Source organism: Pantoea sp. 1.19, from assembly GCF_001922585.1.
Lineage (GTDB): Bacteria > Pseudomonadota > Gammaproteobacteria > Enterobacterales > Enterobacteriaceae > 1-19.
The window spans coordinates 178,684-202,234 of the sequence record NZ_MRBS01000007.1; the positions used below are offsets into that span (position 1 = coordinate 178,684).

General features: G+C 59.1%; 28 protein-coding genes. 16 read left to right on the top strand and 12 right to left on the bottom strand.

Annotated features, from left to right (window positions below; translation table 11 throughout):
- Positions 1 to 20: 20 nt before the first annotated feature.
- Genes lptB through BS626_RS13850 form a run of 6 tightly spaced genes read right to left on the bottom strand, consistent with a single transcriptional unit; the run spans position 21 to position 4,404 of the window.
- On the bottom strand, positions 21 to 746 hold the full coding sequence (lptB, locus tag BS626_RS13825) for an LPS export ABC transporter ATP-binding protein (protein WP_075182974.1): 726 nt from the start codon (positions 744 to 746) through the stop codon (positions 21 to 23).
- Positions 747 to 751: 5 nt separating this feature from the next.
- Complete coding sequence (lptA, locus tag BS626_RS13830) at positions 752 to 1,300, bottom strand: lipopolysaccharide ABC transporter substrate-binding protein LptA (RefSeq protein WP_075182975.1); 549 nt, start codon at positions 1,298 to 1,300, stop codon at positions 752 to 754.
- On the bottom strand, positions 1,269 to 1,847 hold the full coding sequence (lptC, locus tag BS626_RS13835; RefSeq protein ID WP_075182976.1) for an LPS export ABC transporter periplasmic protein LptC: 579 nt from the start codon (positions 1,845 to 1,847) through the stop codon (positions 1,269 to 1,271). The genes lptA and lptC overlap by 32 nt, the downstream gene beginning before the upstream one ends.
- The gene (kdsC, locus tag BS626_RS13840; protein WP_075182977.1) at positions 1,844 to 2,413 is read right to left on the bottom strand and encodes a 3-deoxy-manno-octulosonate-8-phosphatase KdsC; all 570 of its coding nucleotides are present in this window, start codon (positions 2,411 to 2,413) and stop codon (positions 1,844 to 1,846) included. The genes lptC and kdsC overlap by 4 nt, the downstream gene beginning before the upstream one ends.
- A 14-nt stretch (positions 2,414 to 2,427) precedes the next feature.
- A complete protein-coding gene (gene kdsD / locus BS626_RS13845; protein ID WP_075182978.1) occupies positions 2,428 to 3,411 on the bottom strand; it encodes an arabinose-5-phosphate isomerase KdsD in 984 nt (327 codons plus the stop codon).
- A 15-nt stretch (positions 3,412 to 3,426) separates the two neighbouring features.
- Positions 3,427 to 4,404, bottom strand: a complete 978-nt coding sequence (locus BS626_RS13850; protein ID WP_075182979.1) for a calcium/sodium antiporter — start codon at positions 4,402 to 4,404, stop codon at positions 3,427 to 3,429.
- A gap of 305 nt (positions 4,405 to 4,709) precedes the next feature.
- Between BS626_RS13850 and mlaF the strand changes: the two genes are divergently transcribed.
- From mlaF to murA, 7 genes are all read left to right on the top strand, one after another.
- Entirely contained in the window at positions 4,710 to 5,507 is a 798-nt protein-coding gene (gene mlaF / locus BS626_RS13855) for a phospholipid ABC transporter ATP-binding protein MlaF (RefSeq protein ID WP_075182980.1), read from the top strand.
- Positions 5,508 to 5,514: 7 nt separating this feature from the next.
- Positions 5,515 to 6,297, top strand: a complete 783-nt coding sequence (gene mlaE / locus BS626_RS13860; protein ID WP_075182981.1) for a lipid asymmetry maintenance ABC transporter permease subunit MlaE — start codon at positions 5,515 to 5,517, stop codon at positions 6,295 to 6,297.
- A gap of 2 nt (positions 6,298 to 6,299) precedes the next feature.
- Positions 6,300 to 6,836: an outer membrane lipid asymmetry maintenance protein MlaD gene (gene mlaD, locus BS626_RS13865; protein WP_075182982.1), complete on the top strand. Its 537-nt coding sequence runs from the start codon at positions 6,300 to 6,302 to the stop codon at positions 6,834 to 6,836.
- Between the two features lie 23 nt (positions 6,837 to 6,859).
- The gene (gene mlaC / locus BS626_RS13870) at positions 6,860 to 7,495 is read left to right on the top strand and encodes a phospholipid-binding protein MlaC (protein ID WP_075182983.1); all 636 of its coding nucleotides are present in this window, start codon (positions 6,860 to 6,862) and stop codon (positions 7,493 to 7,495) included.
- Positions 7,492 to 7,800, top strand: a complete 309-nt coding sequence (gene mlaB / locus BS626_RS13875; protein ID WP_075182984.1) for a lipid asymmetry maintenance protein MlaB — start codon at positions 7,492 to 7,494, stop codon at positions 7,798 to 7,800. Before mlaC ends, mlaB begins: the two co-directional genes overlap by 4 nt.
- A gap of 119 nt (positions 7,801 to 7,919) precedes the next feature.
- Positions 7,920 to 8,174 carry a BolA family iron metabolism protein IbaG gene (ibaG, locus tag BS626_RS13880; RefSeq protein WP_075182985.1) on the top strand — a complete coding sequence of 85 codons (255 nt, stop codon included), beginning with the start codon at positions 7,920 to 7,922 and terminating at the stop codon, positions 8,172 to 8,174.
- Between the two features lie 59 nt (positions 8,175 to 8,233).
- The gene (gene murA / locus BS626_RS13885; RefSeq protein ID WP_075182986.1) at positions 8,234 to 9,493 is read left to right on the top strand and encodes a UDP-N-acetylglucosamine 1-carboxyvinyltransferase; all 1,260 of its coding nucleotides are present in this window, start codon (positions 8,234 to 8,236) and stop codon (positions 9,491 to 9,493) included.
- A gap of 40 nt (positions 9,494 to 9,533) precedes the next feature.
- Here murA and BS626_RS13890 read toward each other — a convergent pair whose 3' ends face one another.
- Both BS626_RS13890 and ispB read right to left on the bottom strand, forming a co-directional pair.
- Entirely contained in the window at positions 9,534 to 9,788 is a 255-nt protein-coding gene (locus tag BS626_RS13890; RefSeq protein WP_075182987.1) for a helix-turn-helix transcriptional regulator, read from the bottom strand.
- 224 nt (positions 9,789 to 10,012) lie between these two features.
- Positions 10,013 to 10,984: an octaprenyl diphosphate synthase gene (gene ispB, locus BS626_RS13895; RefSeq protein ID WP_075182988.1), complete on the bottom strand. Its 972-nt coding sequence runs from the start codon at positions 10,982 to 10,984 to the stop codon at positions 10,013 to 10,015.
- Between the two features lie 257 nt (positions 10,985 to 11,241).
- On the opposite strand from ispB, the gene rplU reads away from it, so the two are divergent.
- From rplU to cgtA, 4 genes are all read left to right on the top strand, one after another.
- Positions 11,242 to 11,553: a 50S ribosomal protein L21 gene (rplU, locus tag BS626_RS13900; RefSeq protein WP_075182989.1), complete on the top strand. Its 312-nt coding sequence runs from the start codon at positions 11,242 to 11,244 to the stop codon at positions 11,551 to 11,553.
- A gap of 15 nt (positions 11,554 to 11,568) precedes the next feature.
- Complete coding sequence (rpmA, locus tag BS626_RS13905) at positions 11,569 to 11,826, top strand: 50S ribosomal protein L27 (RefSeq protein WP_075182990.1); 258 nt, start codon at positions 11,569 to 11,571, stop codon at positions 11,824 to 11,826.
- A gap of 150 nt (positions 11,827 to 11,976) precedes the next feature.
- Positions 11,977 to 12,918, top strand: coding sequence for a DMT family transporter (locus BS626_RS13910; RefSeq protein ID WP_075182991.1), 942 nt, complete (start codon positions 11,977 to 11,979; stop codon positions 12,916 to 12,918).
- A 16-nt stretch (positions 12,919 to 12,934) separates the two neighbouring features.
- Positions 12,935 to 14,110: an Obg family GTPase CgtA gene (cgtA, locus tag BS626_RS13915; RefSeq protein WP_075182992.1), complete on the top strand. Its 1,176-nt coding sequence runs from the start codon at positions 12,935 to 12,937 to the stop codon at positions 14,108 to 14,110.
- 40 nt (positions 14,111 to 14,150) lie between these two features.
- On the opposite strand, the gene pmrB is transcribed toward cgtA, so the two are convergent.
- From pmrB to dacB, 3 genes are read right to left on the bottom strand one after another with little or no spacing between them, the layout of a single operon-like run.
- The gene (pmrB, locus tag BS626_RS13920) at positions 14,151 to 15,209 is read right to left on the bottom strand and encodes a two-component system sensor histidine kinase PmrB (protein ID WP_075182993.1); all 1,059 of its coding nucleotides are present in this window, start codon (positions 15,207 to 15,209) and stop codon (positions 14,151 to 14,153) included.
- Entirely contained in the window at positions 15,206 to 15,868 is a 663-nt protein-coding gene (gene pmrA, locus BS626_RS13925) for a two-component system response regulator PmrA (RefSeq protein WP_075182994.1), read from the bottom strand. Before pmrA ends, pmrB begins: the two co-directional genes overlap by 4 nt.
- A 6-nt stretch (positions 15,869 to 15,874) precedes the next feature.
- On the bottom strand, positions 15,875 to 17,314 hold the full coding sequence (dacB, locus tag BS626_RS13930) for a serine-type D-Ala-D-Ala carboxypeptidase (protein WP_075182995.1): 1,440 nt from the start codon (positions 17,312 to 17,314) through the stop codon (positions 15,875 to 15,877).
- Positions 17,315 to 17,578: 264 nt separating this feature from the next.
- Between dacB and greA the strand changes: the two genes are divergently transcribed.
- Complete coding sequence (greA, locus tag BS626_RS13935) at positions 17,579 to 18,055, top strand: transcription elongation factor GreA (protein WP_075182996.1); 477 nt, start codon at positions 17,579 to 17,581, stop codon at positions 18,053 to 18,055.
- 137 nt (positions 18,056 to 18,192) lie between these two features.
- On the opposite strand, the gene yhbY is transcribed toward greA, so the two are convergent.
- Complete coding sequence (gene yhbY / locus BS626_RS13940) at positions 18,193 to 18,486, bottom strand: ribosome assembly RNA-binding protein YhbY (protein WP_075182997.1); 294 nt, start codon at positions 18,484 to 18,486, stop codon at positions 18,193 to 18,195.
- 125 nt (positions 18,487 to 18,611) lie between these two features.
- Between yhbY and rlmE the strand changes: the two genes are divergently transcribed.
- From rlmE to glmM, 4 genes are all read left to right on the top strand, one after another.
- The gene (rlmE, locus tag BS626_RS13945; protein ID WP_075182998.1) at positions 18,612 to 19,244 is read left to right on the top strand and encodes a 23S rRNA (uridine(2552)-2'-O)-methyltransferase RlmE; all 633 of its coding nucleotides are present in this window, start codon (positions 18,612 to 18,614) and stop codon (positions 19,242 to 19,244) included.
- Between the two features lie 104 nt (positions 19,245 to 19,348).
- Positions 19,349 to 21,280: an ATP-dependent zinc metalloprotease FtsH gene (ftsH, locus tag BS626_RS13950; protein WP_075182999.1), complete on the top strand. Its 1,932-nt coding sequence runs from the start codon at positions 19,349 to 19,351 to the stop codon at positions 21,278 to 21,280.
- 81 nt (positions 21,281 to 21,361) lie between these two features.
- Positions 21,362 to 22,216: a dihydropteroate synthase gene (gene folP / locus BS626_RS13955; protein ID WP_075183000.1), complete on the top strand. Its 855-nt coding sequence runs from the start codon at positions 21,362 to 21,364 to the stop codon at positions 22,214 to 22,216.
- Positions 22,203 to 23,537, top strand: a complete 1,335-nt coding sequence (gene glmM / locus BS626_RS13960) for a phosphoglucosamine mutase (RefSeq protein ID WP_075183001.1) — start codon at positions 22,203 to 22,205, stop codon at positions 23,535 to 23,537. Before folP ends, glmM begins: the two co-directional genes overlap by 14 nt.
- Positions 23,538 to 23,551 lie beyond the last annotated feature (14 nt).

Sequence of the window (23,551 nt, forward strand, 5' to 3'; positions counted from 1 at the left end):
CGGCGATCTCAGCCACCTTATCAGAGTCTGAACTCTTCACCCAGGTAAACTCGCTTAACTTGCTCATCAGCCAAAATCTCTTCCGGTGTGCCGTGAGCAATCATATGCCCCTGACTGACGATATAGGCGCGTTCGCAGACCGCGAGGGTTTCCCGCACGTTATGGTCGGTAATCAACACGCCCAGGCCGCTGTCGCGCAGGTGCTCAATGATCTTTTTGATGTCGATAACTGAGATCGGGTCGACCCCGGCAAAGGGTTCATCCAGCAGAATAAATTTTGGGTTCGCAGCCAGCGCGCGGGCAATTTCCACCCGGCGGCGCTCGCCGCCCGATAGCGACTGGCCCAGGCTGTTACGCAGGTGTCCGATATGGAACTCTTCCATCAGTTCGTTGGCGCGATCGGTGCGCTGCTCGGCGGTGAGATCGTCGCGAATTTGCAGCACCGCCATCAGATTATCGAACACGCTCAGGCGGCGGAAAATGGAGGCCTCTTGTGGCAGATAGCCAATGCCGCGGCGGGCCCTGGCGTGCAGCGGCAGGATACTGATGTCTTCGTCATCGATCACGATGCGCCCGGCATCGCGCGGGACAATGCCGACCACCATATAAAAGGTTGTCGTTTTACCCGCCCCGTTGGGGCCCAGCAGGCCGACAATCTCGCCGGATTTGACCTGCAGACTGACATCTTCCACTACGCGGCGGCCTTTGTAGGCTTTCGCCAGGTTTTCAGCGATTAACATTGCCATAGGGATCAGTTACTCTTTTTTTGTCCGTTGTTGCCTTTATCCTGCAACTGCGACGGCACCAGAACCGTGGTCACGCGCTTACCGCTGCCGCTGCTGAATGCCTGCATTTTCTGCTCTTTCACCAGATAGGTGATGCGATCGCCTTTCACATTGCTGTCCAGCTGCTCGAGGAACGCATCGCCGGTCAGCTCGACCAGATCTTTAGCCAGCTCGTAGTGCATCTTCTGGGCGTGGCCCTGCACCGGTTTGCCGTTATCTTGCATCTGGTAGAAGGTCGCGGGGGTACCGTAAGCGTCGACAATGGTCTTATTGCTGTCCCCGCCCGGACGGGTGACCACCACCTTATTGGCGGTAATTTTAATCGACCCCTGGGTGATGACCACGTTACCGGTGAAGGTCGCAACGTTGCCATTCATGTCCAGCGCCTGGTTTTCAGAGGTGACGCTGACCGGTTTTTCTGAATCGCCGGTCAGCGCCAGGGCAGGCAGCGCGGCGGTGAACAGCGCACTGACCAGCAGTAAATTAAGGCTGTTTTTGTTCATTTTGAATTTCATATGAGGTCTGCACCTTCTCAATCAGCTCGGCGGTTTTATTCCGTAAATTGCCACGCATTTTCATGCCTGTCGCGTTAAAACTGGTGCCCGTCAGGATCACCCGATCGTTGGAGGTGACGTCCTGCGTGATCAGATTCACCTGCGCATTATCGGTTTGCATCCGCCGAAGCTGAGCATCCTGCGTTAAGGCATTCACTTCCACATGCCCGTACAGATACAGCATGCGGTCTTGGGTCAGCTTGGCTTTATCCGCACGCACTGACCAGGTAGGCACTTTGTTTTCATCGTACGTGGTCATCACCGGCAGGGTAAACCAGCTCAGCTCCTCATCCGAGAAATACTCGACTTTCTCTGCGACCAGTTTATAACTCAGGGCCCCTTCCGGGTTATACACCGCGGTCTGCGCCTGATCGCTGATATAGGTAGGTTCGCCCGTCTGCGGGCCGCGGGGACGGCTGTCGTCGCCGTCGCCGGTCAGGTTCCACCCGATCAGCACCAGCGCCACCAGGCCCAACAATAGCGTGATCCACCGTCTGGATTTACTCATACCGACTGCCCTTTGGCATCCTCAAATTTATCCTGCGCGATCAGAATCAGATCGCAAATTTCCCGCACCGCACCGCGTCCACCGGCAAGGCGAGTGACGTAGTCCGCACGCTGCAGCAGCAGGGGATGCGCATCAGCCACCGCAACGCTGAGCCCGATTTGCGCCATGACCGGCCAGTCAATCAGATCGTCACCAATGTAGGCGACCTGCTCAGGGGACAGGGACAGTTTATCCAGAAGTTCACGGAAGGCCAGTACCTTATCTGACTGCCCCTGGTAAAGATGCGTAATACCGAGCGTATGGCAGCGATCTTCCAGCAGTTTGGCCTGCCGTCCGGTGATAATAGCCACGTCTGTGCCGCTGGTCAGCAGGCAGCGGATGCCGTAGCCATCACGCACGTTAAACGCCTTCAGCTCTTCACCGCTGTTGCCCATGTAAATCAGCCCATCGGACATGACGCCATCCACGTCGCAAATCAGCAGCCGCACCGCGGCGGCCTTCTGCATTACGCTCTCATCGACAGGGCCGTAGCAGGTCATGCGGCCGGCCGGTTGCTCAGTTATCATTGTTTGTTTCCTGATTAAACTACGCCTGCGCGCAGCATGTCATGCATATGGACCACGCCCACGACCCGCTCGCCTTCGGCCACCAGCACGGCGGTAATGTGCTTTGATTCCATCACGTTCAACGCATCGACCGCCAGCATCGACGGCGGCACGCGAATACCGCCGCGGGTCATGACCTGGCCGATGGTGGCGCGCTGGAAGTCGATCCCCATATCAAACACCCGACGCAGATCGCCATCGGTAAAGATCCCCTCAATGCGATCATTATCATCGCAAATGACCGTCAGACCGAGATTTTTGCGGGTAATTTCCAGCAGCGCATCGCGCAGGCTGGCCGCGGGGCCCACGCGGGGAATGGCGGCGCCGGCGTGCATAATATCAGAGACGCGCAGCAGCAGCTTGCGTCCGAGCGCACCGCCCGGATGCGACAGGGCAAAATCCTGTGCGGAGAAGCCGCGCGCCTGCAGCAGGGCCACCGCCAGCGCATCGCCCATCGCCAGCGTGGCGGTGGTGCTGGTGGTTGGTGCGAGGCCCAGCGGACAGGCCTCCTGCGGTACGTGAATGCAAAGATGAATATCGGCGGCGCGTCCCATCGCGCTCTCCGGACGTCCGGTCATACAGATCAGCCGCACATGCAGCCGTTTTAATACCGGGATAAGAGCCAGGATTTCGCCGGACTCGCCGGAATTGGAAATGGCTATCACGATGTCATGGGGACTGACCATGCCCAGATCCCCGTGGCTGGCCTCACCGGGATGAACAAAAAATGCCGGGGTGCCGGTGCTGGCAAACGTGGCTGCCATCTTCCGACCAATATGGCCGGATTTCCCCATGCCCATTACCACCACTTTGCCGCTGCAGGCCAGGATGGCGCGGCAGGCATCAGAGAAATCCTCATTGATATACTGATCCAACTGCGCCAGGCCTTCACGCTCGATATGCAACACCGCTTTACCGGCCTGCTGGAAATCAAAGTCGTCAGGAGAGGGCTGTGTCATCGTAGAGTTCCTTGTTCAGAAAGTGGCGGCGGGGTCAATCAATACCCAGCCAAACCAGGCGATGAAGCCGCCGACCAGCAGCACGCCGGCAAGGCGTCCAATTCGGCGATGTCGGGATAAACAGAGCAGGGCAAACAGGGCGCTGATGCCCAGCATGACCCAATAGTCGCGGGCAAAGGCGTGCTCATCGATGCTGCCGGGGGAGACCAGCGCCGGCAGCGCCAGCACGATGGCTAAGTTAAAGATGTTGGCGCCAATCAGATTCCCGATGGCGATATCATCCTCTCCCTTCAGCGCACCGGCGATCACCGTCGCCAGCTCCGGCAGGCTGGTACCTATTGCCACCAGCGTTAGCCCGACCACCAGCTCGCTCATGCCAAAATAATCGGCGATAGCGGTGGCGTTGTCGATCACCATCCGGGTCGACATCGGCAGCAGAATCAGCGCCACCGCCAGCCAGAGGAAAGCCACAGTGCTGCCGCTATCGTCGCGCGGCAGCTCCGCCAGCTGCTCTTTCACCAGCGGATCCCGATCCGTTTCCCCGCCGCGGCGCGCCAGTTTGATGATTGCCAGCAGATAGCCCAGCGCCAGCGCCGCCAGCAGTGCACCATCCCAGCGGCTCAGCTGATTGTTATACAGCGCGATGCCGCACAGCAGAGTAACCAGCAGCAGCAGCGGCAGTTCGCGACGCAGCAAATTCGAATGGACGGTGAGCGGATGCAGCAGCGCCGCGCCGCCGAGGATCAGCATCAGGTTAGTGATGTTAGACCCGATGGCGGTACCCACCGCCAGATCCACCTGCCCCTGCAGCGAGGCGGAGAAGGCTATAATCATCTCCGGCAGCGAGGTGCCGATGCTGACCACCGTCAGCCCAATCAACAGGGGCGGAAGACCCAGCCGGCGGCTAAGAAGGGCGGCACTGAACACCAGACGATCGGCCCCGTACACCAGCAGCAGGAAACCGATGATCAACAGTGCAGTAGCTAACAGCATGGGACGTCCTTTGATCGGGTATACTCGACTTGCCAGCCAGCGTACGCCGCGCATGAAATTTTGATGGCAGTGATTTTGACGACATGACGCGGAAAAGTAAAACAGATGCCGACTTTCGCCCCTCGCGCGCAGTAAGTTTCTGTATAAGGTGTACCCTTTATCCAGGATTACGTTAACATCAGCGTATCGGGCTGCCGCGGGTGGCCCGCTGCCGGAACCGGTGTCGCTTCTCCTGAATCGCCGCATTGCACGGCGGTATCTCCCCGGGCTAACCGGCTTATCTTGATGAAAGTAAAGAGGTTGTTATGAATTTGGTGGATATTCGCGGCGTGAGTTTTTCACGCGGTAATCGACCGATATTCGAGAATATTTCGCTGACCGTGCCGAAAGGTAAGGTCACCGCTATTATGGGCCCCTCCGGGATTGGCAAAACCACGCTGCTGCGTCTGATTGGTGGACAGCTGCAGCCGGACGCGGGCGAAATCTGGTTTAACGGCGAGAATATCCCCGCGCTGTCGCGCACCCGGCTGTATGACGTGCGAAAAAAAATGAGCATGCTGTTTCAGTCTGGCGCGCTGTTCACCGATCTCAACGTTTTCGATAATGTTGCCTGGCCGCTGCGGGAGCATACCCGCCTGCCCGAGGCGCTGCTGCACAGTACGGTAATGATGAAACTCGAGGCGGTGGGGCTGCGCGGCGCGGCGCGGTTGATGCCTTCCGAATTGTCCGGCGGCATGGCACGGCGGGCAGCGCTGGCGCGCGCGATTGCGCTGGAGCCCGAGCTTATCATGTTTGACGAGCCGTTTGTCGGACAGGATCCGATAACCATGGGCGTGCTGGTGAAGCTGATAGACGAGCTGAACCGTGCGCTGGGGATTACCTGCGTCGTCGTTTCGCACGATGTGCCCGAAGTGTTGAGTATCGCCGATTACGCCTATATTGTGGCAGACCGCAAAATCGTTGCGCAGGGCTCGGCCAGTGACCTGCGGGAGAACAGCGATCCACGCGTGCGGCAGTTTATTGATGGCATTGCCGATGGGCCGGTGCCGTTCCGTTTTCCCGCCGGGGACTACCAGCAGGATCTTTTGGGTTCAGGGAGTTAACAGACAGATGGTTATTCGTGCGCTCGCAGCGCTGGGACGTCGGGGCATCGACACCTGTACGGCCTTTGGGCGGGCCGGGCTGATGCTGTTCCATGCGCTGGTGGGCAAGCCGGAGTGGCGCAAGCACTTCCCGCTGCTCATCAGACAGCTGTACAGCGTGGGGGTCCTCTCCCTGCTGATTATCGTGGTATCCGGACTGTTTATCGGTATGGTGCTCGGGCTTCAGGGCTACCTGGTGCTGACCACCTACAGTGCCGAAAGCAGCCTGGGCATGCTGGTGGCGCTGTCGCTCCTGCGCGAACTGGGGCCGGTGGTGACCGCGCTGCTGTTCGCCGGACGCGCCGGATCGGCGCTCACGGCAGAAATTGGCCTGATGAAAGCCACCGAACAGCTTTCCAGCATGGAGATGATGGCGGTGGATCCGCTGCGCCGGGTGATCTCACCGCGCTTCTGGGCCGGATTTATCAGCATGCCTTTGCTGGCGCTGATCTTCACCGCCGTCGGTATTTTTGGCGGGGCGGTCGTCGGCGTAGGTTGGAAGGGCATCGACAGCGGCTTTTTCTGGACGGCGATGCAGGGCGCGGTCGATCTGCGGCTGGATATTATCAACTGCGTGATTAAAAGCGCCGTGTTCGCGCTGACGGTGACCTGGATTGCGCTGTTTAACGGCTATGATGCCGTCCCGACGTCTGAAGGCATCAGTCGGGCGACAACGCGTACCGTGGTGCATTCATCACTGGCGGTACTCGGATTGGATTTTGTGCTGACGGCACTGATGTTTGGGAACTGAGCATGCAAACGAAAAAGAGTGAAGTTTGGGTGGGGATTTTTATGCTGATGGCGATTGCCGCCATCGTCTTTCTCTGCCTGCGGGTGGCGGACGTAAAATCTTTTGGCACCCGCCCGACCTGGACGCTGTACGCGACCTTTGACAACATTGGCGGCCTGAAAACCAATTCGCCGGTCAAAATTGGCGGCGTCGTGATTGGCCGCGTGACCGATATCGCGCTGGACGAGAAGAGCTATCTGCCACGGGTCACCATGGCGATCGACGAACAGTATAATCAATTACCGGACACCAGCTCGCTGGCGATCCGCACCTCCGGCCTGCTGGGGGAGCAGTACCTGGCGCTGAACGTGGGATTCGACGATCCTGAAATGGGGACGGCGATGCTGAAGGATGGCGATACGCTACGCGATACTAAATCGGCGATGGTGCTGGAAGATCTGATCGGACAGTTCCTGTACAAGAGCGGCGGCGACGAGGATAACAAGTCGCAGGCCGAATCCGCACCGGACAATGCAGCGCCGGCTGTCACCGGCCCCTGATAGCGGTAATAAGAGGAAATAGCATGTTTAAACGACTGATGATGATAGCGATGCTGGCCATCGCGCCGCTGGCGGCTTCAGCGGCCGACCAGACCAATCCCTACAAGCTGATGAACGAAGCGGCGGAAAAAACCTTTACCCGACTGAAAAATGAGCAGCCGAAGATCAAGCAGGATCCCAACTACCTGCGGCAGATCGTGCGTGAAGAGCTGCTGCCCTACGTGCAGGTGAAGTACGCCGGCGCGCTGGTGCTGGGGCGCTATTACCGTGAAGCCACGCCGGCGCAGCGCGACGCCTATTTTAAAGCGTTCTCGAATTACCTTGAGCAGGCTTACGGGCAGGCGCTGGCGCTGTATCATGGCCAGACCTACCAGATTGCACCGGAACAGCCGATCGGTGATAACAACATCATTGCGATTCGCGTGACTATTCTGGACCCCAACGGTCGTCCGCCGGTGCGTCTGGACTTCCAGTGGCGTAAGAACAGCCAGAATGGACACTGGCAGGCGTATGATATGATCGCTGAAGGCATCAGCATGATCACCACTAAACAGAACGAATGGGGTGATACGCTGCGCACCAAGGGCATCGACGGGCTGACCGCGCTGCTGGAAAAAGCGGCGAAGCAGCCGATTACGCTGGAACAGAAAAACGGATGACCACGCGACTGACGTGGCGCCGCGACGGCGAGGAGCTGGTGCTCTCCGGCGAGCTGATGGCTGACACGCTGCAGCCGCTGTGGCAGGCGCGCGAGGCGCTGCTGCAGGGCTGCTGCCGCGTCGAGGTCTCCGGGCTGTCCCGGGTGGATACCGCCGGGCTGGCGCTGCTGGTCCACTTGCGCTATCCAGACGGTCATCCTACTGCGCAGGTGGCCCTCAGCGGCGTCACCGACGCGCTGGAGACGCTGATCACGCTGTATAATCTGACGTCGCTGATGCGCGGGCCTGCGGCGAGCGCGGCGTAAGTCATTGGTTTCATGAAGCCCCGCGGGCGATCTGCCCGCGGGGCTTTTTTGCATATTTAAGATAGTTGCGGATTCCACTAAGATATCCGCCTGATAACATTCACCAACGAAGAAATCTGATGGAAAATCGTGAAATTGAAGACGTGCTGAAGCACGCATTACCGCTGCAGGAAGTCCACGTCACCGGTGACGGTAGCCATTTTCAGGTGGTCGCGGTCGGCGAGATGTTTGCCACGCTGAGCCGGGTGAAAAAGCAGCAGGTTATCTACGCGCCGCTGATGGACTATCTGGCCGATAACCGCATCCACGCGCTGTCGATCAAAACCTACACGCCGGAAGAGTGGGCGCGGGATCGTAAACTTAACGGATTCTAAGCTGTGCGCCTGCGAGGCGGGCCGCAGCAGGGCATGACTGAGAACAGAGAGCAGTTGCAATGGATAAATTTCGTGTACAGGGCCCCACCCGCCTGAGCGGGGAAGTCACTATTTCGGGCGCCAAAAATGCCGCGCTGCCGATTCTGTTCGCCGCGCTGTTAGCGGAGGAGCCGGTTGAGATTCAGAACGTCCCCAAGCTGAAAGATATCGACACCACCATGAAGCTGCTCAGCCAGTTAGGGGTGAAGACCGAACGTAATGGCTCGGTACATATCGACGCCAGCGCGGTCAGCGTGTTCTGCGCGCCCTATGAGCTGGTAAAGACCATGCGCGCCTCTATCTGGGCGCTGGGTCCGCTGGTGGCCCGCTTTGGTCAGGGTCAGGTGTCATTGCCCGGCGGCTGCGCCATTGGCGCGCGTCCGGTGGATCTCCATATTCACGGGCTGGAGCAGCTGGGCGCCGAGATCCGACTGGAAGAGGGGTACGTTAAGGCTTCGGTTGAAGGACGTCTGAAAGGGGCGCATATCGTGATGGACAAGGTCAGCGTTGGCGCGACCGTGACCATCATGAGCGCGGCCACCCTGGCGACCGGTACCACCATCATCGAGAATGCCGCTCGCGAACCGGAGATTGTGGATACCGCAAACTTCCTCAATACGCTGGGCGCGCGGATCAGCGGTGCCGGCAGCGATCGCATCGTGATTGAAGGCGTGGAGCGTCTGGGCGGCGGCGTCTACCGCGTGGTGCCGGACCGCATCGAAACCGGCACCTTCCTGATTGCCGGCGCCATTTCCCGGGGTAAAGTCATCTGCCGCCAGACCCGCCCGGATACGCTGGATGCGGTGCTGGCCAAGCTGCGCGAGGCCGGCGCCGAGATCGAAGTCGGTGACGACTGGATCAGCCTGGATATGCACGGTAAACGGCCGAAAGCGGTCAATATTCGCACGTCGCCGCATCCGGGATTCCCGACCGACATGCAGGCGCAATTCTCGCTGCTGAACCTGGTGGCGGAAGGGACCGGGGTGATCACGGAAACCATCTTTGAGAACCGCTTTATGCACATGCCGGAGCTGATCCGGATGGGCGCTCACGCCGAGCTGGAAGGCAACACCGCGATTTGTCACGGGGTGGAGACGCTGTCCGGGGCACAGGTGATGGCTACCGATCTGCGCGCTTCGGCCAGCCTGGTCCTGGCCGGCTGTATTGCCGAGGGAACGACCCTGGTCGATCGCATCTACCACATTGACCGCGGCTATGAGCACATCGAAGATAAGCTGCGTGGACTGGGCGCCAACATTGCGCGCGTGAAAGGGGAGTAACCTCCCCCGCGGATGATAAGGGCCGGGCAACCGGCCTTTTTTATTGCCGGATGAGCCGTTTGCGATCGATCAGCCGGCCGTACTTATCGAAGTAGCGACTGGGCCAAATCTCTTTAGGATGCAGCGACAGCGCTTCCGCCACTATCCACTCGCCTTTCGGCCACGGGCGCGTGAGCACGTTAGACAGCGTGGATGAACTCAGGCCGGCGCTGCGCGACAGCGCGGCCATGCTGGTTCCCCGTTTTCGCAGCTCAGCAATAATATCCGCAGGATGCCAGTCTTCCATATTGCGCATTGTTTCCCTCCTTGTGATAAACAGCGAGTCGTCAGTCCCTGCCGACGCTGCCGGCGAGGCGAACGGTCACGTAGCTGGACGTTCACCAGAATCAGGCGTTTTATAGAACAATGTTACCAGTAATTTCCAGTAAATTTTTTATCAGGCGCTGATTTTGCGGCGAAGTGCGCAAACCTGGCCGGGAGAAGGGGGGAAGAATACGCAGGGGTCAGCGACCCCTGGAATTAGAATTCGCGCTGCACTGACATGTGCGCCAGCGCTTCGAGGGCGCTGCGCCACGGGGATTCCGGCAGCGCTCGCAGGGACGCAATCGCTTTGTCTGCTTCCTGCTCGGCGCGCTGGCGCGTCCATTCGAGCGATCCGCACTGCGCCATGGTTTCCAAAACCTTTTCCAGTAAGTGGCGGCCATTACCCTGTTCGATCGCGCGGCGAATCATCGCCGACTGTTCAGCGCTGCCGTGCTGCATGGCGTGCAGCAGCGGGAGCGTGGGCTTGCCTTCGCTGAGATCGTCGCCCACGTTCTTGCCGAGGGTGCTGCCGTCAGCGCTGTAGTCGAGTAAGTCATCGATCAGCTGAAAAGCGGTACCGAGATAGCGTCCGTAATCCTGCAGCGCCGTCTCTTCCGCCGGCGTCGCGCCGGCCAGGATGGCCGAGGACTGTGCGGCGGCTTCAAACAGACGCGCAGTTTTACTGTAAATAACCCGCATGTAGCTCTCTTCACTGATGTCCGGATCGTTGACGTTCATCAGCTGCAGCACTTCGCCTTCGGCAATCACGTTAACCGCGTCAGACATCAGTCCCAGCACGCGCAGCGAGCCCAGGCTGGTCATCATCTGAAACGCGCGGGTGTAGATGAAATCGCCCACCAGCACGCTGGCAGCATTGCCAAAGGCGGCGTTGGCCGTCGCCTTGCCGCGGCGCATATCGGATTCATCGACCACGTCATCATGCAGCAGCGTGGCGGTGTGAATAAATTCAATCAGTGCCGCCACGGTGACGTGCTGGCTGCCGCGATAGTGCAGCGCCCGTGCGGCAAGCACGGCGATCATTGGACGGATACGCTTACCGCCGCCGCTGATGATGTAGTAACCCAACTGGTTTATCAGGGAGACGTCGGAATTGAGCTGCTCAAGGATGACGGCGTTGACGTCAGCCATATCCTGGGCAGTGAGTTCATTAATCTGTTCTAAGTTCATTGGCGTATTCAACTGTCGCTCTGTTTACTGCCGGCCAGGTTAGCCGTGTCCCGTCATGGTCATCGTCTTAGGAGACCGATTGTACTTGAAAAACGGCTCAGGGAAACGTCGACAATGGCGCTGCGTTTTTTTTCTGCAATCCTCTGTAATGTGCTCTTGTCAACGCCGCGCTTTTTGCGTAGAATTCGCGCCCTATTGTGAATATTTATAGCGCCGCCCGACAATGTATGACGGCAAGCGCGTTAGCGGAGTTTTATATGTACGCGGTTTTCCAAAGTGGTGGTAAACAACACCGAGTCAGCGAAGGTCAGACCGTTCGCCTGGAAAAGCTGGACATCGCAACCGGCGAAACCATCGAGTTCGACCAGGTTCTGATGATCGCAAATGGTGAAGACGTTGTGATTGGCGCACCGTTAGTTTCTGGCGGCGTGATCAAAGCGGAAGTGGTTGCTCACGGTCGTGGCGAGAAAATTAAGATCGTTAAGTTTCGTCGTCGTAAACACCACCGTAAGCAGCAGGGCCACCGTCAGTGGTTCACTGATGTGAAAATCACTGGCATCAGCGCCTAAGAGGAGATCTGACAAATGGCACATAAAAAGGCTGGCGGTTCAACCCGCAATGGTCGCGATTCCAACGCAAAACGCCTGGGCGTGAAGCGTTTCGGTGGTGAAACTGTTCTGGCAGGTAGCATCATCGTTCGTCAGCGTGGCACCAAATTCCACGCCGGTAGCAACGTGGGCTGTGGTCGTGACCACACTCTGTTCGCGACCGCCGACGGTAAAGTGAAATTCGAAGTGAAAGGCCCGAACAACCGTAAGTACATCAGCATCGTTGCTGAGTAATTTCCGGTTCGCGCCGTGAAGCCGGTCAGGTTGCTGGCTTCCGACTGACGGATTGAAGCCCCGCATACAGTGCGGGGCTTTTTACATTCTGCAGTACGCGCACCGGCGCAGAGACAAGGACAGGCCGTGAAGCAGCAGGCTGGAACAGGCATGGTGCTGGCACTGATCACCGCGATGAGCTGGGGATCGCTGCCAATTGCCATGAAGCAGTTACTGACGGTGATGGATCCCACCACCGTGGTGTTTTACCGCTTTGCGTTTGCCAGCCTCGGGCTGGGGGCATTTCTGGCGTTGAAGCGACGCCTGCCGCCGCTGGGGAGCGTTCGCCAGCCGCGCGCCGTGCTGCTGCTGCTCATCGCGACGGCGGGGCTGCTGGGAAATTTTGTCTTCTTCAGCTCCTCGCTGCAGTACCTCAGCCCAACCGCGTCACAGGTCATTGCGCAGCTGGCGCCGCAGGGCATGCTGTTGGCCAGCGTGCTCATCCTGAAAGAGCGGATGCGGCCAACGCAGCTGCTTGGTGCACTGCTGCTGCTGCTGGGGCTGATACTGTTCTTTAATACCAGCCTGGTGGAAATTTTTACCCGTCTGACGACCTACACGCTGGGGGTGATCCTTGGCGTGAGCGCGGCGGCGGTTTGGGTGGTTTACGGCGTGGCACAGAAAGTGTTGTTGCGCCGGCTCGGCGCCCAGCAGATCTTGTTTTTGCTGTACACTTTATGTGCGCTGGTGCTGGCGCTGGTGGCGCATCCGCAGCAGGTCAGGGCGCTTGACGGCGCGCAGTGGGCCTGTCTGCTCTACTGCGGGGTGAACACGCTGATTGGCTACGGCGCGCTGGTTGAAGCCTACTCGCGCTGGCAGGCAGCCCAGGTGAGCGCCGTGACGACGCTGACGCCGCTGTTTACGCTGCTGTTTTCGGTGCTGATGGCGTGGGGTTGGCCCCGCGCCTTTGCCCTCCCCATGCTGAACCCCGTTGGGGTGTTTGGCGCGCTGGTGGTAGTGGCGGGCGCCATGTTTTCCGCAATTGGTCATCGCCTGTGGCCACGGCGGAGTCCGCCCCTCGCGGCGCCTGACATACGCAGGCCGGGCGAATGATTTACGGAGAAGTAAAATGAAGTTTGTTGATGAAGCTCGAATTCTGGTGGTGGCCGGCGATGGCGGCAATGGCTGCGTCAGCTTCCGCCGCGAAAAATATATTCCCAAAGGGGGGCCGGACGGCGGCGACGGCGGCGACGGCGGTGACGTGTGGCTGGTGGCTGACGAAAACCTCAATACGCTGATCGATTACCGCTTTGAGAAGTCGTTTCGCGCCGAGCGCGGACAGAACGGTCAAAGCCGTGACTGTACCGGTAAGCGTGGGAAAGACATCACCGTGAAAGTGCCTGTGGGTACCCGGGTGATCGATGAAGGCACCGGTGAAACCCTCGGCGATCTCACCCATCATCAGCAGCAGCTGATGGTCGCGAAGGGCGGCTGGCATGGTCTGGGCAATACCCGCTTTAAATCCTCGGTAAATCGTACCCCGCGGCAGAAAACCATGGGGACGCCGGGTGAGAAGCGTGACCTGATGCTGGAGCTGATGCTGCTGGCGGACGTGGGGATGCTTGGCCTGCCCAACGCCGGCAAGTCGACCTTTATCCGTGCGGTATCGGCGGCGAAACCGAAGGTGGCTGACTATCCGTTTACTACGCTGGTGCCCAGCCTCGGCGTGGTGCGCATGGACAGCGAGCAGAGCTTTGTGGTTGCCGACATTCCCGGTCTGATCGAGGGCGCCTCAGACGGTGCGGGTCTCGGTATCCGCTTCCTGAAGCATCTGGAGCGCTGTCGCGTGCTGCTGCATCTGATTGACCTGGCGCCGATCGACGAGTCCGATCCGATTGAAAATGCGCGCATCATCGTGGGTGAGCTGGAGAAATATAGCGAGAAGCTGTTCCAGAAGCCGCGCTGGCTGGTCTTTAATAAAGTGGATCTGCTGGATGAGCAGGAAGCCGCCGAGCGCGCGAAGGCGATTGCCGACGCGCTGGGCTGGACGGAGAAATACTACGTTATCTCCGCCGCCAGCCAGCTTGGCGTGAAAGATCTGTGCTGGGACGTGATGTCCTTCATCAACGCCCACCCGAAAGACGTTGAGCTGGAAGAGAAGCGCGCTGAAAAAGCGGAGTTCATGTGGGATGACTACCACCGCCAGCAGCTGGAAGAGGCGCAGGCTGAAGTCGAAGACGACGACTGGGACGACGACTGGGATGAAGATGACGACGAAGGCGTCGAAATTATCTATCAGCGTTAACCGAGGCAGGGCCGGTCAATGACCGGCCTTTTTTACGGCCTTAATCCAGCGTGGCGGGCAGCCAGCAGCGGGCGCACAGGCCGTTGCCGTCGCGGCGGTTTTTCAGCGTCAGCGTACCGCGATGCAGCTGAATGATGCGCTGCACAATGTTCAAACCCAGGCCACTGCCGCCGTAGCGCTGATCCATGCGGCGGAAGGCCTGGGTCAAATCGCTGGCCATGCTCTCATCAATCCCCGGCCCCTCATCCAGCACGCTGACTTCACAGCCGCCGTCGACCGGCCGGAGGGTGAGCCGAATCTGGCTGGAGGGCGGCGCATAGCGCGAAGCGTTCTCCAGCAGGTTGCGCAGCATCAGGCGTAGCAGGGTCGCATCACCCTGTACCAGGAGCGCGCCGTCGCCTTCACACCGCAGCGGCTGATGGCGCTGCGCGAGCAGCTCTTCCATTTCCGGCAGCAGCGGGGCAAGAATATCCCGCTGCCAGTCGTGAGTGCGATACTGGCCGCTGGCCAGCGCCTGGCCCGCCCGCGACAGCATCAGCAGCTGTTCTACCACGTGCATCAGCTGATCCAGGCGCGCAATCAGCGCGCTGCTCTCGCTGACGCCGCGCTGCTGCAGCAGCTCAAGGTGCAGCCGCAGGCCCGCCAGCGGCGTGCGCAGCTCGTGTGCGGCATCAGCGGTAAACAGGCGCTCCTGCTGCAGGTTACGATCCAGCCTTCCCAGCAGCTGATTCAGCGCGGTGGTGACGGAGACCACCTCGTCCATGTCGGAGGTGAGCTGCAGCGGCGAGAGGTTATCGGCGGCGCGCAGGCTGAGGTTGCGCTGCAGGTCACGCAGCGGTCGGATAATCCAGCTGATGGCCCAGAAGGAGAGCAGCAGGGTAAAACCCAGCATCACTACCGAAGGGAGCAGCAGGGCGGCTACCGCTTCGCGAATTTCGCCCTCGACGCGGTCGTTGCGCGCCTGCGCGCTGAGGGTCTCATTTACCAGATAGCCAATCTGCTCGCGGCTCTCATGCCACAGCCAGAAGACGCTCATCAGCTGGCAGGTCAGCAAGATCAGCGCCAGCATCAGCATCAGGCGGCGGCGCATGCTGTTCACGGCTGATTGTCCAGCCGGTAGCCGATACCGCGCACGGTGCGAATGCGCTCGCGCCCCAGCTTGCGGCGCAGATTGTGAATATGGACCTCCAGCGTGTTAGAGGCGTTATCATCCTGCCAGCTGTACAGGTCCTGCAGCAGCGTCTCGCGGTGGACCGTCTGACCGACCCGCATAAGCAGGCGGCTGAGCAGGGCAAACTCCTTCGGCGTCACGTCAACCGGTCGGGAAGCCAGCCATACCTGCTGCGACGAGAGATCGAGGGAGATATCGCCCTGCACCAGCACATTATCGCTTTTTCCCTGATAGCGGCGAATCAGGGCCCGGCTGCGTGCCTTCAGTTCGGCCAGCGCAAACGGCTTAATCAGGTAGTCGTCAGCGCCGGCATCCAGTCCGCGAACCCGATCGTCCAGCGCGTCCCGGGCGGTCAGGATCAGCACCGGCACGTCCATTCCCGCTTTACGCCACTGGCGCAGCAGCTCGCCGCCGTCGCGGTCGGGCAGGCCGAGGTCGAGAACAATCAGACTGTACTGCGCACTGTGCTGCAGCGCCATCGCCTCGCGGGCGCTGGCGGCGCAGTCAACGGCGTAGCCCTCGCCGCTCAGGGCGGTGGCCAGCCCCTCTTGTAACAGCCTGTCATCTTCTACGATCAGCAGTTTCATTGGCGTTTAATTATTCTGGTAAATGTCTTTGTAGAGACGGCTCTCAAAACGCACCAGCGGAATGCGACGCTGGCGCTGATCCTCTGGCGGGACGGCGTAGCCAGACAGGAACTGCACAAACGCCACGCGCTGACCGCTGGCGGTGGTCATGAATCCTGCCAAATTATAGACGCCCTGCAGCGATCCGGTTTTGGCCGAGACTTTGCCATCCACGCCGGCCTCATGCAGACCGCCGCGGTAGCGTAGCGTACCGTCATAGCCCGCCAGCGGCAGCATGGCGATAATATTCAGCCGATCGTCGTGCTGGGCGATGTACTGCAGTACCTGCATCATCGTCTCTGGCGAAATCAGGTCATGACGCGACAGGCCGGAGCCGTCAACCACGATGCTGTTGCCCAAATCGACGCCGGCTTTCTGCTTCAGGATGCGGCGCACTGCGTCCGAGCCGGCCCGCCAGGTGCCCGGTACGCCGAAATAGTTGGCGCCGATGGTGCGAAACACGGTATCGGCTATCATGTTGTCAGATTTTTTCAGCATCTGCTTGAGCAGCACGCTGAGCGGGGCGGAATCGGTCTCGGCCAGTACCGTACCGGCCGGGGTGCGCTGACTCTGGCGCACCAGATGGCCGGTATAGTCGATACCCGCCGTCGCCAGCTCTGCCTTCACGATGGCCCCGGCGTAGCTGGCGCCGTTCTGCACGGCAAAGGCCAGCGGCAGCGGATCGGTGCGCTGGATCATGCAGCCGGTCAGGGTATAGCGATTCAGCTCACCCGGCACCACGTCAAGTTCGCAATACTGTCCTTCGGCATCGCCGCGTGCGAGGGTTTTCACCTCGCTAAACATATTGACTGGATAAAATGAGGCCACGCGGATAAACGCTTTCTCGCCCGGGGTTTGTGCGCTGTAAAGGGAAACGGAGAAGCAGTTGCGATCGACGATTGCGGCGCCCGGCGGTGTACTGAAGCACTGGGTCATATCATTCCACGGCCAGCCGGGAGCTTTATCATGGCTGGCAAACACCGAGGTATCGATAACCAGATTACCGTCGACGTGCTGAATGCCGCGCTGTTTCAGCGTGGCTATCATGTTGCGAATGGCCTGGCGGGTCAGCGTCGGATCGCCGTTAAAGCGCACCACCAGATCGCCAGACAGGGTGCCATCACGCAGGCCACCGCGACTCTCAATGGTGGTTTTAAAGCGGTAATCCGGGCCCAGCTGCAGCATGGCGGCGAGGGCGGTCAGCACCTTCATGGTGCTGGCGGGCAGCGCCATCTGTTTGGCGTGATAGTCGATGACCGGCGCGGGGGCACCAATTTTCTGCACCATCAGCGCCAGGTTCGCGCCGTCAGGGAGATATTGAGTATAGGCTTCGACAGGGGCGGCGTTGAGACTGCCATTCAGCATGAGTGCGCAGGTTAATCCGGTAACGACTGATGAAAAACGCATGATTTCGCGATAACTCCCTAAAAACGTGCCGTCATACTACGGCGCAAGGCGGGGTAAAGTAAACGATGACCCATAAGGAACTCTGGGTTAAAATACGTATCAAATTGCAAAACGATCCTGACCCGGCCCAGCCGTCGGGGCAGGATTCTTTTGTTTTACGTACCGACAAACAGGCAGGGTGTTACGCCTGTGTAATTAAGGACCCGCATCACGCTCCGGCTGGCCGGCGCGTGGCGACAACAGGAAAGATTGACGAGGTATTTCATGAATCAGATTCCGATGACGATACGCGGCGCAGAAAAACTGCGCGAAGAGCTCGAAGAACTGAAAAACGTTAAGCGTCCTCGCATCATTGCCTCGATTGCTGAAGCGCGTGAGCACGGCGACTTGAAAGAGAACGCTGAATACCATGCGGCGCGCGAAGAGCAGGGGTTCTGTGAGGGCCGGATTCAGGAAATTGAGGCTAAGTTGTCTAATGCTCAGGTCATTGACGTGACCAAACTGCCGAACACTGGCCGGGTGATTTTTGGTGCGACGGTCAAGATCCTGAATCTGGATAACGATGAAACGTCCACCTGGCGTATCGTTGGCGATGATGAAGCCGACTTTAAGCAAAATCTGATTTCGGTAAACTCGCCGATTGCCCGCGGCCTGATCGGTAAAGAGCAGGATGACGTGGTGGTGATCAAGACCCCCGGTGGCGACGTCGAGTACGAAATCCTGGCGGTTGAGTACCTGTAACCGCTGCGCTGAGCGAAAAGTCAGCAACTTGTGTAAAGATAGGAAAAAGGCCGCTATGCGGCCTTTTATCACGCGGGAGAGCGTGGCACTTTTCAGCCAGTCGCTGAAAAGAGGGGAAGATATGCTTCCCCGCGACCTTAGCGCGGCAGAGTGATTTTACGGTCTTCGCCCGGGCGGTACAGCACCAGCGTTTTACCAATCACCTGCACGTTGGACGCGCCGGTTTCACGGACAATCGCTTCAACAATCAGCGTTTTTGTCTCACGATCTTCCGCCGCAATCTTTACTTTAATCAGTTCATGGTGCGCCAACGCCTGCTCGATCTCGGCCAGCACGCCTTCGGTTAACCCATTGTTGCCGATCATCACGACGGGTTTAAGAGGATGGGCCAGCCCTTTCAGGTGCTGTTTTTGTTTGGTGCTCAGATTCATCGTATTTTTTACTTACATTGGGATTGAAAACGGGTCATTCTACCGCCATCTGTGGGTGATACCCAAGCGCTCTCTCCAGGAATCCCTGTATTTATCGCTTACGATGAACAATAGTTGGAAAATGTATGACCGGTAAGAAGCGTTCGGCCAGTTCCAGCCGCTGGCTGCAGGAACACTTTAGCGATAAATATGTGCTCCAGGCGCAGAAAAAGGGGCTGCGCTCCCGTGCCTGGTTTAAACTTGACGAAATACAGCAGAGTGACAAGCTGTTTAAACCCGGGATGACCGTGGTGGATCTCGGCGCCGCGCCGGGCGGCTGGTCGCAATATGCCGTGACGCAAATCGGCGGTAAAGGGCGGATCATCGCCTGCGATTTGCTGCCGATGGATCCGATCGTTGGCGTCGATTTTCTGCAGGGGGACTTCCGCGATGAGGCGGTACTGGCCGCCCTGCTGGAGCGGGTTGGCGAAGAGAAAGTGCAGGTGGTCATGTCCGACATGGCACCGAACATGAGCGGCACGCCAGAAGTGGATATTCCACGCTCCATGTACCTGGTTGAACTGGCGCTGGAGATGTGCCGGGATGTCCTGGCACCGGGTGGAAATTTTGTAGTGAAAGTGTTTCAGGGAGAAGGCTTTGACGAATACCTGCGGGAAATTCGCTCCCTGTTTACCAAAGTGAAAGTGCGAAAGCCAGACTCCTCGCGTGCGCGTTCTCGTGAGGTGTATATTGTAGCGACGGGGCGCAAAGCAACCTAATAGCTTTACTACTGTGGCACCGCCGCAGTGTTAAAAATTGCGGGTCTGTAGTACCCTACGCTGTCTGTTAACAGTTGTAAAAAGAGGTTAATCCCTTGAGTGACATGGCGAAAAACCTGATTCTCTGGCTAGTCATCGCAGTCGTGCTGATGTCGGTATTCCAGAGCTTTGGGCCCAGCGAGTCGAATGGCAAACGGGTTGATTACTCAACCTTCCTGTCTGAAGTCAATCAGGATCAGGTCCGTGAGGCACGAATCGACGGGCGTGAAATCATTGTGACGAAAAAAGACAACAATCGATACACGACCTACATTCCTGTCAACGATCCCAAGTTGCTCGATAATCTGTTGACCAAGAACGTCAAAGTGGTAGGTGAGCCGCCGGAAGAGCCGAGCCTGCTGGCCTCGATCTTCATCTCCTGGTTCCCGATGCTGCTGCTGATTGGCGTATGGATCTTCTTTATGCGGCAGATGCAGGGCGGCGGCGGCAAGGGCGCGATGTCCTTCGGCAAAAGCAAAGCCCGCATGCTGACGGAAGATCAGATTAAAACCACTTTCGCTGACGTGGCCGGCTGCGACGAAGCGAAAGAGGAAGTGAGCGAACTGGTCGAGTATCTGCGCGAACCCAGCCGTTTCCAAAAGCTGGGCGGTAAGATTCCGAAAGGCGTACTGATGGTGGGCCCGCCGGGTACCGGTAAAACGCTGCTGGCGAAAGCCATTGCCGGCGAAGCTAAAGTGCCGTTCTTCACCATCTCCGGCTCTGACTTCGTAGAAATGTTTGTCGGCGTCGGTGCCTCCCGCGTGCGTGACATGTTTGAGCAGGCCAAAAAGGCCGCGCCGTGCATCATCTTCATCGATGAAATCGATGCGGTGGGGCGTCAGCGCGGAGCGGGTCTGGGCGGTGGTCACGATGAACGTGAGCAGACGCTAAACCAGATGCTGGTGGAGATGGATGGCTTTGAGGGTAACGAAGGCATCATCGTGATTGCCGCGACTAACCGTCCAGATGTACTGGATCCCGCGCTGCTGCGTCCGGGCCGCTTTGACCGCCAAGTGGTGGTTGGCCTGCCGGACGTGCGCGGCCGCGAGCAGATTCTGAAGGTGCACATGCGCCGCGTGCCGCTGGCGACCGACATTGATGCCGCCATCATTGCGCGCGGCACCCCGGGCTTTTCCGGTGCCGATCTGGCCAACCTGGTGAACGAAGCGGCGCTGTTTGCCGCCCGTGGTAACAAACGCGTCGTGTCGATGGTGGAGTTCGAAAAGGCTAAAGACAAAATCATGATGGGCGCCGAGCGCCGCTCCATGGTGATGACCGAAGCGCAAAAAGAGTCCACCGCGTATCACGAAGCGGGCCACGCGATCATTGGCCGCCTGGTGCCGGAGCACGATCCGGTGCACAAAGTCACCATCATTCCACGCGGCCGCGCGCTGGGGGTGACGTTCTTCCTGCCGGAGGGCGATGCCATCAGCGCCAGCCGCCAGAAGCTGGAAAGTCAGATTTCTACCCTGTACGGCGGCCGCCTGGCGGAAGAGATTATCTACGGCGTGGAACACGTCTCGACCGGTGCGTCCAACGACATCAAAGTGGCCACGAATCTGGCGCGTAACATGGTGACCCAGTGGGGCTTCTCTGAGAAACTGGGCCCACTGCTGTACGCGGAAGAAGACGGTGAGGTATTCCTCGGCCGTTCGGTGGCGAAAGCCAAGCACATGTCTGATGAAACGGCGCGCATCATCGATCAGGAAGTGAAGCATCTGATTGAAACCAACTATCAGCGTGCTCGCCGCATTCTGAACGAAAATATGGACATCCTTCACGCGATGAAAGATGCGCTGATGAAGTATGAAACCATTGATGCGCCGCAGATCGACGACCTGATGGCGCGCCGCGAAGTGCGTCCGCCGGCCGGTTGGGAAGATCCGGGCAGCCGCTCTGATTCTGACAACGGCGGTACGCCAAACGCGCCGCGTCCGGTTGACGAACCGCGTACGCCGAACCCGGGTAACACCATGTCCGAGCAGTTAGATAAATAAATTTGTCTGACATCGCATTAGCGTTATCCTTAAAACCCCGGCTTGCCGGGGTTTTTTATTGCCATCTGTCAGGAGCCAACCATGAAGCTGTACGCCAGAGACACCGTGCTGGATCTCGCTCATCCCCACGTCATGGGGATTCTAAACGTCACGCCCGATTCCTTCTCGGATGGCGGCCAGCACACGACGCTGGTGGCGGCCCTGACCCACGCCAATGCGATGATCAATGCCGGTGCCACCATTATCGACGTCGGCGGTGAGTCTACCCGACCGGGCGCGGCCGAAGTCTCGGTGGAAGAAGAGCTGGCGCGGGTAGTGCCGGTGGTGGAGGCGATTGCTCAGCGCTTTGAGGTATGGATCTCGGTAGATACCTCGCAGCCGGCGGTGATCGCCGCCTGCGCGGCGGCCGGCGCGCACATCATCAACGATGTCCGCTCCCTGCAGCGCCCCGGCGCGCTGGCCGCCGCGGCGGCCACCGGCCTGCCGGTGTGCCTGATGCATATGCAGGGCGATCCGAAAACCATGCAGCAGGCGCCGCAGTATCAGCACGTGGTGGGCGAGGTGAGCGCGTTTTTCCAGCAGGAAATTGCCCGCTGCGCGGCCGCCGGCATTGAAAAATCGCGGCTAATCCTCGACCCGGGCTTCGGTTTCGGTAAGAATCTGGCACACAATTATCAACTGCTGGCCCACCTGGCCGATTTTCACGCTTTTAACCTGCCGATACTGGTAGGCATGTCGCGTAAAACCATGGTCGGACAGCTGTTGAACGTGGGACCCAACCAGCGACTCAATGGCAGCCTGGCCTGCGCGGTGATCGCCGCGATGCAGGGGGCGCACATTGTGCGCGTACATGATGTAAAAGAGACGGTCGAAGCGATGCGCGTCGTGGAAGCTACGTTGTCAGCAAAGGAATCAGTCAGTCATGAGCAATCGTAAATATTTTGGTACCGATGGGATCCGCGGCAAGGTGGGTCAGTCACCGATCACCCCGGACTTTGTACTGAAGCTGGGGTTTGCCGCCGGTAAGGTGCTGGCGCGCCACGGTTCGAAAAAAATCATCATCGGTAAAGATACGCGTATTTCAGGCTACATGCTGGAGTCGGCGCTGGAGGCCGGCCTCGCCGCCGCGGGCCTCTCCGCGGCCTTTACCGGCCCGATGCCAACGCCGGCGATCGCCTATCTGACTCGCACCTTCCGCGCCGAGGCCGGTATCGTTATCTCGGCGTCGCACAACCCCTATTATGATAACGGCATCAAATTCTTCTCCATCGAGGGCACCAAGCTGCCGGACGACGTGGAAGAGGCGATTGAAGCGGAGATGGAAAAACCCATCGACTGCGTCGAATCTGCCGTTCTGGGGCGCGCCAGCCGCATCGTCGACGCCGCGGGTCGCTACATTGAGTTCTGCAAAGGCACCTTCCCCAGCGAGCTGAGTCTGAATGGCCTGAAGATCGTCGTGGACTGCGCCAACGGCGCCACCTACCACATCGCGCCCAACGTTCTGCGTGAACTGGGCGCGACGGTGATTGCCATCGGCGTGCAGCCGGACGGCATGAACATCAACGAAGAGTGTGGGGCAACCGACGTGCGCATGCTGCAGGCGCGGGTAAAAGAGGAGCAGGCCGATCTGGGACTGGCGCTGGATGGCGATGGCGACCGTATCATCATGGTTGATCACCTCGGCAACAAGGTGGATGGCGATCAGATCCTGTATATCATCGCCCGGGAAGGACTGCGTCAGGGCCAGCTGCGCGGTGGCGTCGTCGGCACGCTGATGAGCAACATGGGCCTGGAGCTGGCGCTGAAACAGCTGGGTATCCCATTTGTTCGGGCAAAAGTGGGCGACCGCTACGTACTGGAGAAGCTGCAGGAGAAAAACTGGCGTCTGGGCGCTGAGAACTCGGGGCACGTGATCCTGCTGGACAAAACCACCACCGGCGACGGTATCGTGGCGGCGCTGCAGGTGCTGACCGCGGTAGTGCGCAACCACATGAGCCTGCACGATCTGTGCAGCGGTATGAAGCTGCTGCCGCAGGTGCTGGTCAACGTACGCTTTAGCGGCGAGCACGATCCGCTGCAGGATACCCGGGTGAAAACCGTCACGGCGGAAGTCGAGAGCGAACTTGCCGGCCGTGGTCGGGTTCTGCTGCGTAAATCAGGCACTGAGCCACTGATCCGCGTGATGGTGGAAGGGGAGGATCAGCAGCAGGTGACCGCGCTGGCGCACCGGATAGCCGATGCGGTTAAAGCCGTCTGAGACAAGCGGGGAGC

Excerpts from the sequence above, each read along its gene's own strand:
- cgtA (WP_075182992.1), top strand. The coding sequence starts at position 12,935 with ATGAAGTTTGTTGATGAAGCTCGAATTCTGGTGGTGGCCGGCGATGGC.
- ispB (WP_075182988.1), bottom strand. The coding sequence starts at position 10,984 with ATGAACTTAGAACAGATTAATGAACTCACTGCCCAGGATATGGCTGAC.
- mlaB (WP_075182984.1), top strand. The coding sequence starts at position 7,492 with ATGACCACGCGACTGACGTGGCGCCGCGACGGCGAGGAGCTGGTGCTC.
- rpmA (WP_075182990.1), top strand. The coding sequence starts at position 11,569 with ATGGCACATAAAAAGGCTGGCGGTTCAACCCGCAATGGTCGCGATTCC.
- ibaG (WP_075182985.1), top strand. The coding sequence starts at position 7,920 with ATGGAAAATCGTGAAATTGAAGACGTGCTGAAGCACGCATTACCGCTG.
- murA (WP_075182986.1), top strand. The coding sequence starts at position 8,234 with ATGGATAAATTTCGTGTACAGGGCCCCACCCGCCTGAGCGGGGAAGTC.
- kdsD (WP_075182978.1), bottom strand. The coding sequence starts at position 3,411 with ATGACACAGCCCTCTCCTGACGACTTTGATTTCCAGCAGGCCGGTAAA.
- BS626_RS13910 (WP_075182991.1), top strand. The coding sequence starts at position 11,977 with ATGGTGCTGGCACTGATCACCGCGATGAGCTGGGGATCGCTGCCAATT.
- mlaF (WP_075182980.1), top strand. The coding sequence starts at position 4,710 with ATGAATTTGGTGGATATTCGCGGCGTGAGTTTTTCACGCGGTAATCGA.
- mlaD (WP_075182982.1), top strand. The coding sequence starts at position 6,300 with ATGCAAACGAAAAAGAGTGAAGTTTGGGTGGGGATTTTTATGCTGATG.
- yhbY (WP_075182997.1), bottom strand. The coding sequence starts at position 18,486 with ATGAATCTGAGCACCAAACAAAAACAGCACCTGAAAGGGCTGGCCCAT.
- kdsC (WP_075182977.1), bottom strand. The coding sequence starts at position 2,413 with ATGATAACTGAGCAACCGGCCGGCCGCATGACCTGCTACGGCCCTGTC.
- rplU (WP_075182989.1), top strand. The coding sequence starts at position 11,242 with ATGTACGCGGTTTTCCAAAGTGGTGGTAAACAACACCGAGTCAGCGAA.
- pmrA (WP_075182994.1), bottom strand. The coding sequence starts at position 15,868 with ATGAAACTGCTGATCGTAGAAGATGACAGGCTGTTACAAGAGGGGCTG.
- dacB (WP_075182995.1), bottom strand. The coding sequence starts at position 17,314 with ATGCGTTTTTCATCAGTCGTTACCGGATTAACCTGCGCACTCATGCTG.
- BS626_RS13850 (WP_075182979.1), bottom strand. The coding sequence starts at position 4,404 with ATGCTGTTAGCTACTGCACTGTTGATCATCGGTTTCCTGCTGCTGGTG.
- ftsH (WP_075182999.1), top strand. The coding sequence starts at position 19,349 with ATGGCGAAAAACCTGATTCTCTGGCTAGTCATCGCAGTCGTGCTGATG.
- lptC (WP_075182976.1), bottom strand. The coding sequence starts at position 1,847 with ATGAGTAAATCCAGACGGTGGATCACGCTATTGTTGGGCCTGGTGGCG.
- greA (WP_075182996.1), top strand. The coding sequence starts at position 17,579 with ATGAATCAGATTCCGATGACGATACGCGGCGCAGAAAAACTGCGCGAA.
- rlmE (WP_075182998.1), top strand. The coding sequence starts at position 18,612 with ATGACCGGTAAGAAGCGTTCGGCCAGTTCCAGCCGCTGGCTGCAGGAA.
- BS626_RS13890 (WP_075182987.1), bottom strand. The coding sequence starts at position 9,788 with ATGCGCAATATGGAAGACTGGCATCCTGCGGATATTATTGCTGAGCTG.
- glmM (WP_075183001.1), top strand. The coding sequence starts at position 22,203 with ATGAGCAATCGTAAATATTTTGGTACCGATGGGATCCGCGGCAAGGTG.
- mlaE (WP_075182981.1), top strand. The coding sequence starts at position 5,515 with ATGGTTATTCGTGCGCTCGCAGCGCTGGGACGTCGGGGCATCGACACC.
- lptB (WP_075182974.1), bottom strand. The coding sequence starts at position 746 with ATGGCAATGTTAATCGCTGAAAACCTGGCGAAAGCCTACAAAGGCCGC.
- folP (WP_075183000.1), top strand. The coding sequence starts at position 21,362 with ATGAAGCTGTACGCCAGAGACACCGTGCTGGATCTCGCTCATCCCCAC.
- lptA (WP_075182975.1), bottom strand. The coding sequence starts at position 1,300 with ATGAAATTCAAAATGAACAAAAACAGCCTTAATTTACTGCTGGTCAGT.
- mlaC (WP_075182983.1), top strand. The coding sequence starts at position 6,860 with ATGTTTAAACGACTGATGATGATAGCGATGCTGGCCATCGCGCCGCTG.